Below are 12842 nucleotides of genomic sequence, written 5' to 3'. Positions count from 1 at the left end.
TTTCAGTATATTTTATTTGCTTCTATTATATGTGTACTCAGCAATATTTCTGTTAAAACTCTCTGAAATGTATAATACCATCTATGCTAACCTTCAAGAATACCGCCTTTGAGGATGAGACAATAGATGAAGATTATTAAAGGGGCGAGGATTTTGCCTTTGCGAAGGCGATCGCGGGGAAAAAGGTCTGAATCACGGATTAGACGGATTGCGCTAATTTCACGGATTTTAGTAACTTTTATCATAGCAAACAACCTAATCCGCTCAATCTTTTAATCCCTATAATCCGCGATTCTGACTTTGTCGGAGGCACATCGCCGGATTCGTTAAGAATTGTAAAACCATAAGAATGTAAGGATTAAAATGTCATGAAACCTTAAAATGAGAATTGCTGCTATAAAATAGCTTTGATTTACAAAGATAAGGCAATATATACTAAACACGGGTGAGATTTAAACTTTTGCCAAATGACAAATAACCAAGATATGTAGGGGTAAAGCAAGAGCTTCATTGGTGTCAACTTAAGCTCAAATCCTGATGATATCTCGTTCCCAGTCTCTGACTGGGAATGCTATTACAGAGGCTCTGCCTCTGTTTTCATAGAAGGCAGAGCCTTCTAGAATTCATTCCCATACAGAGTATGGGAACGAGAAAGGGTGAAACTGATATTTTACAAGGCTTTCACGTTAAGTTGACACCAATCAAGCCGTTTTGAGTATAAGTGTATAATTGGGAAAATTGATTCTTCAAAGTAAAAAGCTTTAACAGCTTCTCGAATATTGGCTTTGAGTTCTTCCCAAGAATCTCCTTGGGTAAAAATGTCCTCGGTGAGACATTCAGTAACAAATCCCCCATCTTCTTCTTGGGAAACTTCAAAAACCAGTGTATTTACCATCAGACTAACTCCTAGTCATAAAGAGCAGGTTATTTGAGCCAATTAATTATCTATTTTCTCTGCTTCTATTATATGTATACCCAGCAATATTTCTGCTAAAACTCTCTGAAATGTATAGTACCATCCATGCCAACCATCGAGAATAGCACCTTTGAGGATGAGACAATAGATGAAGATGATTAAAGGTGCGAGGATTTTGCGTTTGCGAAGGCGATTATTCGTTTTGGCTGTCTTTATCGAGATCATCTTTCTTACTCAAAAGAATTGCATGACTATCCTTATTTGGTCTTAAAGTACGGACAGTTGTACGCACTAAATTATCTATAGGATAGAGAATTTTTTTGATGGTTTCATTTTTACGAGCTTTGAAAGATGTGACATGGTAATAGTCACTACCATCAGGTGATTCTTTGGTAAAGTAATAAATATTAATTGATTTTCTAGTATCTCCATCAGGAGTATTTACGTGCCGATGTCCGTGCCATGACTGTTTATTAGTTGCAAAGATTGTCATGCGATTAAATATCGGTAATATTGCTCTAGAATCAGACATATTTTTATTCCATAATTCTAAATGTCCCCCTTTTTCTTCTGTCCATTCTTTATTTAAATAAACCAGTAAGTTCAAACGACGATACCACGGTTCTACGGGGTGAGAACTATTATCAATATGTACATTTAGAAAACTTCCATTGCCTCCTTGCGCTAAACCAGAAGCATAAAGTTGAGGATCTGCATGAAGATTAGGAATGTTAGTAATGCGTGATAATAGCTCAAGCATACGCTCAGATTGCAAATGTCCAAAAATTATTTGGTTGAAAATAGGATCAAATTTGTTAATATCTGGGTCTTGAGCTTTATTTTGCCGAAAATCTTTTAAAGTGTCCATTTCTTCCATTTTTGGAAAAAATTCATAAGCTTTTAAAGCTACTTCTGGATCTAAAAAACCATCAATAATTAAATGAGGATGAGGTTGTGCATTGCTAAATATAGCATTATATTCATCAATTTTTTCTTCAATCAAACTGTAGTTAATCATAATTGACTCCTTAGTAAATACAGGCAAAAATTTGTAAGCTCTATTTTGCGTGTTTATTTTTTGTTATATTCTAATGCAATTAGACGCATAGAAAGTAAAATTTCAGCAACAATTCTTTGAAAAACGTAGTAGCATCCACGCCATCCATCTAAAATACCACCTTTGAGAATTAGATAATAAAGAGGGACAATGATTGGTGCTAATAGTTTCTGCATCCGAATCTTATCTCCTAAATCTAATTCATTTTGAGGAGTATTCAGTAGTTTTTCCGCCTCTAAAACAGAATACTTGGTTTCTGATAAAAACCATCGGTCAATAGGTTTGCGATCGTCGTGGTGGATGTATGCTGATAATTGACTAGATTTACCTTGATTCTTTAAAAGTTGAGTATGTCCGTCATCAATATATATTGCTTTGTCTTTACGGAAAAGAATTTGACGGGGAGGTAGTATAGTACCTCGTAAGGGTTTACCAAATACACAATATTTGAATTTAGCAAAATAGCCATCAATGCCAGAATTGGGAGATAGATTTTTTATTTCAGTTGTTAGTGCATCAGTGACAATATAATCTGCATCTAAGGATAAAACCCACTCAGTTGCAACTTTTTCTAATCCATAGTTCCACTGAGTAGCATGAGTATCAAATTTTCTGGAAAATACTTCTACTTGAGGATATTGAGACAAAATTTCTAATGTTGTATCTGTGCTATAACTGTCAATGACAATGATTTTACTTGCCCATTTAAGTTTTTCTAGGGTACGATTAATGTTATTTTCCTCGTTATAGGTAAGGATGAGGGGGGTAATTTGTTCTAACATGAGGATATTCAAATAAATTCTTGTTATTGAACTATGGTACTAGAACACAACATACTTTTCCAAAGGTAGGGAAATCTACCTGCAAACTTAAACTTGATATTTGTACAGTTCTCTGATTTAAGTAAAGCCGTCATAGTTGGTACGGAAAAGAATTTGATATGACCACCATCCCAAAGAGCGGTAAAATGGTTGTCCATTTTCCCTGTAGCAGCCATCACTAGGTTTTTTAGATAACCATGATAGGGTGTGGTAAGTATTAACCCACCATTGGGTTTGAGGCATTTTTTAGCGTTTCTGACTAGTTCTTTAGGATAAAATAAATGCTCAATTACCTCAATAGAAATTACAATATCAAAGTTGTCTCCTAGTTCGGAGTATGGTAAATCGTAAATACTACCTTGAATAAAGCGACAATTGGGAAAATTTTGATTAGCCAATTTTACACCTGATTCAGACTCTTCAACACCAACAACCTCATAACCTTGCTGTGCTAGGAAATTGCTCAAGCTACCATTACCACAACCAATATCTAAAATCCGAGGTTTTTGGTTGTTATTGGGGGGGGGTAGCATTTCTGACATCATTTCTATAAGTGGTTTTAGCAAATAACCATGATGGTGTCCAAGTTGATTACTGTTGTACAAATATTCGTACTTTGTATTTGGATATGTCATTTGTTCTGAAAGGGTAGTTGTATTATTGTGGTACTGGTTTTGGCAAAATCTTATTCAAGACTGATAGTTTATCAAAACTAAAAATAACGCTTAAATATCTTCTGAACTAAACCCCATTGCTTGCAGTCTTTCAGCTAGTTTAACAGCTTTTTGTTCTGCTTGTTCTGCTCTTTGTCGTTCTTTTTCTGCTATTTGTCGTTCTTGATTAACTAACTCACTTCCCCAGAGTAATAAATTTCCAGATTTATCCCACCATCGTAACCAATAACCCTCAAATTCGGCTTTTTTTCCTATCCATACACCCAAGAATAGGTCTAAAGCTTCTATCCAAAAGCGCTGATTTTCATCTGGAGATTCTTGCTGGTATTTACCGTTAACTAAATTATGAACTTCTAAAATTCCAATTTGGGGATGGAAAATCACGTAAGTGGGAATTTTTAAAATTTGTTCATAAAAGTGCCACTTTCCATAGGGAAAATGGGGATTAATGGAATATTCTGTTCCTTCTGTTGCGGATATAAATTCCATGACAATGGCTGGGTTTTCTCCTTCGCTATGAGGAGTGTAACTACGACGGATTTCTCCTGGAGGTAGAGGATGGACAGAAGGAACGTAAACCCAATCAGGTGCTTTAACAATGCTTTTATCATCCACTGTGGCACATAGACCAAAATTGGAGGCAATCAGCATTGATTCTATAATTAGACCTGCTAATTCTAGGGACTCTCTTAGAGCAGCAGCGAGAAGGGGTTGGAGGTTATTTTCCACTGGTTCATCTGGTAGAGGAAAATCTGCTGGTAGTTTTTCCCAGGTGATTCGAGGTAGAGTATTGGGGGGATGGAGTTGTAGAACTGTCATAGTGAGGAGCGATCGCTAACAGTGTTAATTTATTATATTGTTTATTGATTGCATTTAGATAGTTAAATAATTGTGAATTTATGTGTCTTGTGCTTGAGATTCTAGCCATTGGTTAAAAAGAGCGATCGCCTGTTGAATTTTTGCTATAATGGTTTATGTTTGTCTTTTATTCACATCTTTCTGATTATCCCATAATCCGCCAGGGAATTAATTCCCTGTCTAATAGCTCAAGTCTACTGAAGTAGACTCAAGATTAATTTTCAGTCCCCTGAAGTGGACTAAATTCTTGTTTCCCCCCAAAGCATCGGGGACTAAGGGGAGTAATTTACAAGTCTTTTACTTGAGATTCTAACCATTGATTAAACCCATAATCCGCCAGGGAATTAATTCCCTGTCTAATAGCTCAAGTCTACTGAAGTAGACTCAAGATTAATTTTCAGTCCCCTGAAGTGGACTAAATTCTTGTTTCCCTTCAAAGCATCGGGGACTAAGGGGAGTAATTTACAAGTCTTTTACTTGAGATTCTAACCATTGATTAAAAAGAGCGATCGCCTGTTGAATTTTTGCTATAATTACTTCTGTTTGTTGGGCTAATTCTAATACTCTTTCTTTTCGCAATTGCAGATTATAATTGTGCTGTGCTAAATGTCTAAACTTGCGATAATCATTTAACTGTAATAATAGTGAACCTGGCCATAAAGGCGGACGATTTTCTCCACCAATTTCTGCCATTTGTAACAATAGTTGTTCGTGCCAATTTTCCGCTTTTGGTATTCCACCATCTAAAGTCACAGCAACTCTTTCGCTAATTCGCTCACAAGCTGTGTAAAAATCACAAATATAACTGGATAATGTGGGAGTGATAAAGATTTCTGGGACATTATCACTTTGTTCTAAAGCAGTTGAAAAAGTTGTCTGTGAGAGCTAAAAGTATGGCTAACGCCACGCTGCGCTATCAGGAGGTAGGGGGCGCAGGGACTGCGCCCATCCTGAAGTATGGCTAACGCTACGCTACTAGCAAGCCCTAATTATTTGTAAAGTTGCATATTTAACCTCACCCTAACCCTCTCCTTATCAAGGAGAGGGGATCAGATTTTTGTTTCCCCCCAAAGTATCGGGGGGACTAAGGGGGGTAATTTCTTGGTAGACGGAAACCATTTTAATGGTATCCTATCCCATGTATAATTATCTAATATAAACTGCCGGGCGCGATAGCGGGCGCGATAGCGTTCGCAAAGCGTCCCGGAGGGAACTAGCGCGACCTAGGAATCGCCTATTTCCTTCGATTCTTGAGGATGATCTAAGAATAATTTTCTTTAAATATCATCTAAATTCACCCCCAAAGCCCGCAATTTTTCAGCTAATTTGTCTGCTCGTTGTTTTTCCTGTTCTGCTCGTTCAGCAAAAGTAGGAATCCAATCACCATCTTGATTATACCAACGTAGCCACAAACCTTCTGTATCCTGATATTTTCCTGACCAAACTCCTACTCCTAATTCCAATTCAGGAAACCAGAATTTTGGTTCTACCAGTTCCACTGCTTGATATTTTGTCCCACGTAATTGAAATACTCGGAGGCGATTTTCATATCTATCAAAGATAACATAATAGGGCGATCGCAAATACTGTTCATAGGCTTGCCATTTTGTCGGCGGTTTATTCGCGCTTCTTAATGTTTGTCCTAAATCTTCTGCTTCCGTACCTGGTGATAATAATTCTACTATTAAAAATGGAGCTAATCCTTCTTGCCAAATTACATAACTCAACCGCATATCTTCTTGTTTTTCGGAAGCAGCCACACCTAAGACTAAAAACCAATCTGGTCTTTTATACCATGCAAAATGGCGCACATCATAGTATAAGTTTAAATCCGTACCAATGAACATTTCCTCCTTGGGATAAACGGGAGATTGACAGGTTTCCCGTAATAATTGCGGTTGAAAGTCATGAAATTCGTCTGGCAAACCTGGCTCCTCTGGATTTTCACTAGGTAAATCATACATTGTGGGCATGGTTTCCCAGGGTGGACGAGGATGAATTGTGGAGTCTAATTCTTCATCAATATCCTCACTGGGTAAATCATACATGGTGGGCAGGTTTTTCTGCGGAGGTGCTTCACCTTGATACATGATTAATGATCTCCTGTGTTTCATTGCCGTTGCCAGAATTACCCCCCTTAATCCCCCCGATGCTTTGGCTACGGTGTATACTCAAAACGGCTTGATTGTTTGATTCTAAAGGTAGGGGTAAAGCAAAAGCTTAATGGTGTCAACTTAACGTAAAACCCATAGCCCGCCTGGGAATCAATTCCCAGTCTAATAGCAAAAGTTGTCCTTTGATGACTAAAAATCCCCAGTTTACTTTAGTAAACTTTACTTATTAGCCCGGAAATTCATTTCTGGGTGGGTGTGGAAGTCGACAAATAAGCCATCTGTAGCCTAAGTTGACACCAATGAGCAGGCGAAGCCATAACCCAACAAATGCGTCGGGTTGCGCTGTCGCTTAACCCGACCTACAAAAAATGGACAAGGTATTGTTAATATTACCCAAACCAGTCGGTTAAAACCGACTTCAGCTATTAGACAGGGAATTAATTCCCTGGCTTCTTCTGAGTTTCCCACTTACCGCGAGGTTTTATGAATTGCTCCTACGGTATTAGAGTGTCAGGATTTATACCTGATTCTTTCAGCTTGGCGGCTAGACAATCAGCCCTGAATTTTTCCTGTTCTGCTCTGGATTTTTCCTGTTCTGCCCTCGCTTTCTCCTGTTCAAGGCTTTTGCGTAGTTCTAACGGAGATAAGAAGAGATTGCCTTGATGATCATAAATATTTAGAGTTGACGCTGTTAGTTCAAACCGAATACCCAAACGAGGACTCAGCCAATGATCCATGTTTTCAATGGATATGAGTTCTTCGTTGGCTCTGGTAAAACCCATCAATTCATTAGAGTCTGGGTTATATATATAGTATTCTTCCACATCATAGCGGTTATAGAATAACAATTTACGGCTCATTTCTTTGAGGGTATTGCCTGGAGACAAAATCTCAAACACTACTTGAGGAGGAATATTATCTTCTTGCCATTGCCGGTATGACCCCCGATCGCCTTTGGGTCGGCCAAAGGCCACGAGGACATCGGGAGCGACACGAATATCGGGACGACCTTCAACGGGATACCACAGCAGATCTCCGTCCACAAAAACGGTCTCGTCATTGGCAAAGAGGGAGTCGAGATTTTCTTTAATCAGGACAATCCAGCGAAATTGCTTGGTGTTATCTGCCATGGGCTGACCATCACTGTCGGGATAGATTATGGTTTTATCTAGAGCTACAGTCATTGTTTTTGCTTCCCTCTACTTAATAGTTAAGTTATTAATATTCAATTCCTTCCATATACTAGGTAATTGGTAATAAAAACTCTGGTTTCATCCTGTTCATCTTTTAATCCTGGACATCCTGATAGCGAAGCGTGGCGTTAGCCATTTCTGACAATTTACCTAACCAGCAATTTACATTACAGCGATTTTTAGGTAAATAAACCACATTTTAAAGTCTCACGCAATCTCTCTTAGAGATCCCGAAGGGTAGGCGCAAAGTCGCAAAGGAAGAAAGGAATATAAAACAAAAGTGTGGTACAAGTACATTACTAATTTTAATCGGGAAGAAATTCTGGATCAAGTAGATCATCGGCAGAAAACGGACAACTTTCAGGAAAAAGATCAGCAACGCCCTGAATTTTTTATGGTCAGAATCTATTAGTACAGCATGGCGTAAGTAAAGCAACCATTCTTAATAGCTATTCCGGGTTGGGGTAAATAAATTTCATAGTGTTGTTGATCAATCATTGGAAGGGCGCAGGCCCTGCGCCCCTACTTTCTGAATTCGGCGTTGCTGAATCGAGGTATGAAATTTCCAAATTGAACCTTTAAAAATCTTACCTTTGCGTCTTTGCGCCTTTGCGTGAGACTAAAATTCATCCCCTTAATTAGCAACGCCCCTTTTTTCAATAGTCGAGAAACCAGAGCGATCGCTTTTTAAGCTGTACTGCATTTAATGGCGTGAATGATACAGCCTTTTCCGCTCTGATGAGGTACAAAGTTGAATCATGAAACTCTTGTGGTGCGGGCATCTTGCCCGCTAGATATGTACCTCATAACACCGGGAAGTGCTGTATGTTCATAAACAGATATCATTTTTGAGGCAATATGATCCCATGTATAATTATCTAATATAAACTCACGTGCGCGATCGCCCATTTCCTTCGATTCTTGAGGATGATCTAAGAAGTTTTCAATTGTAGTAGCAATATCATTAATATTAAGTTCTGTAACATATCCCAGATGTTGTTGCTGGACTATATCACTAAGAGCTACACCAGGGGTAACAATAACAGGAACACCAGCAGCTAGGGATTCTAGAACTGATATACCAAAGTTTTCGGAATAGGAAGTTAGGGCAAATATATCTGCTCCTTGCATTAATAAATCCTTGGTTTCACCCTTGACAAATCCGGCAAAATGTGTTTTTTCTGCAATTCCATGAGTTGTGACTAAAGTTTTTACCTCAGTTTCATAATCTGAATCGCCGCTACCTGCGACAATGAATGTGAAGCGGTGATGAGATAACTTGCTTAATGCTGGAATTAAGTAATCTAAACCTTTTTTAGGATGTAAGCGAGATAAAAATAAGATAATTGGTTCATCTATGGGTAAATTAAAATGTTGTCGTAGACGTTGATAAGCATGAGGAATTCTATCGGGAATTGCAAGTCCGTGAGGGATGATAAAATTTGGAGAGGTTAAATTTAATAGTGCAGCTTCTTGTTGTTCTGCAATAGAGGTAAAATGGATTGATTGACTGTGATTAAGATTAGCTTTTTCAATAATTTTCAGATATATTTGCTTTTTTCTAGCACTTTGCTGTAAAGACCATGTGCATAGTTGTCCTAGAGGACGAACAATATAGGGAATTTTTTGACAGCGGGCGATCGCCATTGCTATTGTAGAACTATAGGAGAAAATAGCATGAATATGTAACAAGTCATAATTACGGATATTTTGCCATAACCATATTGTTAATTCTCTGGAAAAAGCAAATTCTCTCAAAGCGTGAATAGAAGGAGAAAACCGAGGAAAGAACTGGACAGGAACTTGTTGATAATTTATAAATTTTCCTAAAGGTACGTCTAATATATCTTCACCATTATCGTTAGTGGTGACAATTTCTGCATCAATATCATTTTTTCTTAAAGCTTTGACCATTTCTAAAATAGCCTGACTCGGACCGCCGCGAACGGCTGCGACAGAGGGAACTATATGGAGAACTTTGATCTTGTCACCTGATTTATTTAAGACTTTTTTAATTTTAGCTTGCATGGATATTCATTAGCCTTCATGTGTAAGTATTCAGCTATAGCACTTGTTTCCAGATCCCCGACTTCTAAGATAGATTTATCCTTTCCGAATACAATCAATCAAAGAAGTCGGGGATCTTAGGACTTTTTTGATTTTAGCTTGCATGGATGTTAATTAGCCTTTATGTTTTTAATTTTTTGCTGACAAGATAACAAATACCTCTTCCTGCTCTTCAAAAACAACGACAGACTCACGCTTAATTAGGGTTTGCTGAATAAAGATAAAACTTTTTATTAATAAGAGTTTTACGAATTTTTATCACAAAAAGGTGATGTGGTATTTAGAGTCTCAAAATCCTTGCATTTTTATTGAAAATTAGAGGACGAATTTGAAAAGACAAATTAAATAGCAAGCGGTCATGTAACCAGAAATATCAGACCAGCAAAAAAGAACTTTTTTTCATGAATAATATACTCAAATAAACTGGGGAAATATTGCCAACACATAAGGTCTTAAAAACCTTAATATCCATAGCCAACCCAAATATTTATAGGAATAAACTAACCATGGTTTGACTGGGAAATTTTTCGGGCTAGTGATAAGCTTGAGCCTTTGTAAAAGGGGTAATGATTTCCAATTTCCTTGATTAAGACCAGAATACAGTTTGTAATCTCCCTCATCTTGCTCACAGCAGCCTACTATATCTTTACAGACGAATATTTTAAATCCGTGCAAGAAACACCGATAGCCATAATCAGAATCACCCATTGCATGAATAAAAATTGGATTAAGATTGCCTACTTTAAATGCAGCAGCTTTGGGAATTAGTACACAGTTTCCATTAAAATAATGGCATTCTAAATCTTCATCTGGCGAGTAAACAATCTGACCTTTGGGTACAAATTTTGAGCCAACTGAGCGATAACCACTATAAATGACCTGGCCATCATGGGGATTGGATAATGGACCAACAACTATACACTCTCTCCCAAAAAGGGAGAAGTTTTTTTGATAAGAGTTCAAAAGTTCTTTTATGGCACTAGGATTCAGAATTACGTCATCATTGAGCCACAGGTAAAAATCATAGCCTGTTTTCATAGCCTGCCCAAAGCCTAAACGCATTCCCCCTGACCAATATAAATTCCCGGAACCTTGAATAATTTTAACTTCAGGGAACTGCCTAGATACTACTTCACTTGTTTGATCTGTACTGCCATCATCTACCAGATAGACAGTAAGATTAACGTCTTGAGTGCTGGATAATGAGGTATATAAGGAACTTAAGCAGTTAAGGGTTTTTTGTCGCCGATTGTAACAGGTCAAAATTGCTGCAACTTCTAACATAAATTTTACTAAAAAGTTTTACCCTGAGCCTACAGATACTAATATCATATTATCAAAATAATGTTAAAAATTGCCATTGAACTGATTATTTTATTTATTTTGCAACAATCAATTACAGCAAATTGTAATCAACCATGCCACAAATAAAAATGGTGAAAACCAGTACCAAACTTCATTCTGCGATTAATTTTTGTGTAAGTATTCAGCTATAGCGCTCGTTCATACCCAGATCCCCGACTTCTTTTATTAATTGTGTCCATAAATGATAAATTGATCACAGAAGTCGGGGATCTTTTTACCTCACCTGAATTCTTACATTTTTGTTGTGGTTTTGATCTCAAACTGCTGTAAGTCCTCTATACAAATATTGGATATAGTCAAACATATTTGCATTAAGAGGATTGCCACTCCATATCTGACTTTGACCTGCAAGAGATCCTGCAACTATACGGTAGGAAAAGTAGAGAACTTTAGTAATAATTGCCATGAACATAATGGACGAAAAAAGGTTTAATTCATGAGTTAGTTTTTTAGAATTAAATACAATGGTGTAAAAGAAACCAGATAACCCGGCTAAGAAATATACCGACCTTCCAAAAGCAGGTAGAAAATAGTAAAACGAAAATAAAGCAACAAGGTTTACTAAAAACATAATAGACCATGAGTAACAATAAACATCTTCATCTTTGAATTTGATCATTAAAAGTGATGTGAGCAAAAAACATATATCAACAATAACTGATTTCCATAGGTCTTTACTGAGTCCTAGTAAATAGTTATATGAATCTTTGTAGCGGTCTATCTTCACAATCAGATATGGAAATATAGCTTGCAAATTACTATTATTTCCAACCAACACTAAAAAAGTAGGTAGTCCGATTATAATAAATATCAAACTTCCATAAAAGAAAAAATTGTTGCGGATTAAATTATTAAAAAATCTTTTTAAGATTCTCATTGTTTTGAACTTAAACTTTACTTGAGTAAAATTATCACTTAAGGGCAGAGCAATCATTGCCGGGGCAATAAATAGAAATAAGCTACTATGGGTAAACATTGCTAATGATAGCAGGATAACTTTTTGCCACAAAGAGAAAGTATAAATGAAAAAAACTAAAAATATGAGACCGTAAAACTGTCTCATTAAAAACATTTGGATAAAATAATTTCCGGAGGTAATATTAAGCAAAATAATTGTAGGATAGTATGATGGCATAAATCTTATAGCAATGAGCATGAATGCTAAATTCATTGTCAAAGCTTGAACTAAAATAAAGGAATATGCATTAGAATTGAACAGCAATTTTATAAAATTTGGGATTATGAATGTCACTGGTTCCATACTCCTAGCAGTCATATACTCAAAAAAAGGCTGATTTCCCAGTCCTTTGTAGATTTCCACATACGCTTCTAAATCACTGATCACCTGATATGTAGATGCAATAATTGTAATTGTAAAGAGTACGAGAAAAAGGGAAAAAGAGTTTAGACTCAAAATATTTTGTTTCGGTTTGTTTGTAGTAACTAACCGAGAAATATGTATTTGCGAAAATAGTAATAAAGGTATTATACCTAGTATTGGCGATAATGTCCAAATACTTAATCCAAATAATAAAATAGAATAGCGAAAATTAGAAAAAAGACTAAATACTTGATGGAAAATATTTGGTTTGTTATAGTTATTCACATCACTTTTCAGAAGAATACTCATGGATTTTTATTAACCTTTGATGTAATTTTTGGTATCAAGTCTATTTATTAGAAAATAACAAATTCATGCTTTATGGGGATAGATTTCATAATTTTATTGTAAGAATTCAGGTGAGGTAAAAAGATCCCCGACTTCTGTGATCAATTT

Annotated in this window: 12 protein-coding genes and 2 pseudogenes; 1 reads left to right on the top strand and 13 read right to left on the bottom strand. The window is 36.6% G+C overall.

The window, feature by feature from the left end; translation table 11 throughout:
- Positions 1-2 precede the first annotated feature (2 nt).
- The 10 genes and pseudogenes from HEQ36_RS04060 to HEQ36_RS04015 form a co-directional block, all read right to left on the bottom strand.
- Positions 3-173, bottom strand: a pseudogene (locus HEQ36_RS04060) (glycosyltransferase family 2 protein); the annotation flags it as partial.
- A 497-nt stretch (positions 174-670) separates the two neighbouring features.
- Complete coding sequence (locus HEQ36_RS04055) at positions 671-895, bottom strand: type II toxin-antitoxin system HicB family antitoxin (RefSeq protein WP_053538091.1); 225 nt, start codon at positions 893-895, stop codon at positions 671-673.
- Between the two features lie 42 nt (positions 896-937).
- Positions 938-1114, bottom strand: a pseudogene (locus HEQ36_RS04050) (glycosyltransferase family 2 protein); the annotation flags it as partial.
- Positions 1110-1676 (bottom strand): 2OG-Fe(II) oxygenase, encoded by a 567-nt coding sequence (locus HEQ36_RS04045; RefSeq protein WP_233455421.1) that lies wholly within the window; start codon positions 1674-1676, stop codon positions 1110-1112. The pseudogene HEQ36_RS04050 and the gene HEQ36_RS04045, both read right to left, overlap by 5 nt.
- A gap of 311 nt (positions 1677-1987) precedes the next feature.
- Complete coding sequence (locus HEQ36_RS04040; protein ID WP_168635102.1) at positions 1988-2755, bottom strand: glycosyltransferase family 2 protein; 768 nt, start codon at positions 2753-2755, stop codon at positions 1988-1990.
- Between the two features lie 23 nt (positions 2756-2778).
- A complete protein-coding gene (locus tag HEQ36_RS04035) occupies positions 2779-3429 on the bottom strand; it encodes a bifunctional 2-polyprenyl-6-hydroxyphenol methylase/3-demethylubiquinol 3-O-methyltransferase UbiG (RefSeq protein WP_168635103.1) in 651 nt (216 codons plus the stop codon).
- A gap of 90 nt (positions 3430-3519) precedes the next feature.
- A complete protein-coding gene (locus HEQ36_RS04030; RefSeq protein WP_053538094.1) occupies positions 3520-4287 on the bottom strand; it encodes a Uma2 family endonuclease in 768 nt (255 codons plus the stop codon).
- Between the two features lie 501 nt (positions 4288-4788).
- On the bottom strand, positions 4789-5127 hold the full coding sequence (locus HEQ36_RS04025) for a hypothetical protein (protein WP_367272393.1): 339 nt from the start codon (positions 5125-5127) through the stop codon (positions 4789-4791).
- Between the two features lie 476 nt (positions 5128-5603).
- Entirely contained in the window at positions 5604-6416 is an 813-nt protein-coding gene (locus HEQ36_RS04020) for a Uma2 family endonuclease (RefSeq protein ID WP_053538096.1), read from the bottom strand.
- 518 nt (positions 6417-6934) lie between these two features.
- On the bottom strand, positions 6935-7624 hold the full coding sequence (locus tag HEQ36_RS04015; protein WP_053538097.1) for a Uma2 family endonuclease: 690 nt from the start codon (positions 7622-7624) through the stop codon (positions 6935-6937).
- Between the two features lie 289 nt (positions 7625-7913).
- Here HEQ36_RS04015 and HEQ36_RS04010 point away from each other — a divergent pair, with 289 nt between their 5' ends.
- The gene (locus tag HEQ36_RS04010) at positions 7914-8045 is read left to right on the top strand and encodes a hypothetical protein (protein ID WP_267902161.1); all 132 of its coding nucleotides are present in this window, start codon (positions 7914-7916) and stop codon (positions 8043-8045) included.
- Positions 8046-8389: 344 nt separating this feature from the next.
- Here HEQ36_RS04010 and HEQ36_RS04005 read toward each other — a convergent pair whose 3' ends face one another.
- The 3 genes from HEQ36_RS04005 to HEQ36_RS03995 form a co-directional block, all read right to left on the bottom strand.
- On the bottom strand, positions 8390-9616 hold the full coding sequence (locus HEQ36_RS04005) for a glycosyltransferase (protein ID WP_168635511.1): 1227 nt from the start codon (positions 9614-9616) through the stop codon (positions 8390-8392).
- Positions 9617-10114: 498 nt separating this feature from the next.
- Positions 10115-10984: a glycosyltransferase family 2 protein gene (locus tag HEQ36_RS04000; RefSeq protein WP_053538098.1), complete on the bottom strand. Its 870-nt coding sequence runs from the start codon at positions 10982-10984 to the stop codon at positions 10115-10117.
- Between the two features lie 337 nt (positions 10985-11321).
- Positions 11322-12695 (bottom strand): EpsG family protein, encoded by a 1374-nt coding sequence (locus tag HEQ36_RS03995; RefSeq protein WP_205748401.1) that lies wholly within the window; start codon positions 12693-12695, stop codon positions 11322-11324.
- Between the last annotated feature and the right edge of the window lie 147 nt (positions 12696-12842).

The organism is Anabaena sp. 54, from assembly GCF_017355725.1.
GTDB classification, from domain to species: domain Bacteria; phylum Cyanobacteriota; class Cyanobacteriia; order Cyanobacteriales; family Nostocaceae; genus Dolichospermum; species Dolichospermum heterosporum.
Note: the sequence above shows the minus strand (reverse complement) of the source record. Positions and strands in the feature narration are given on the sequence as shown.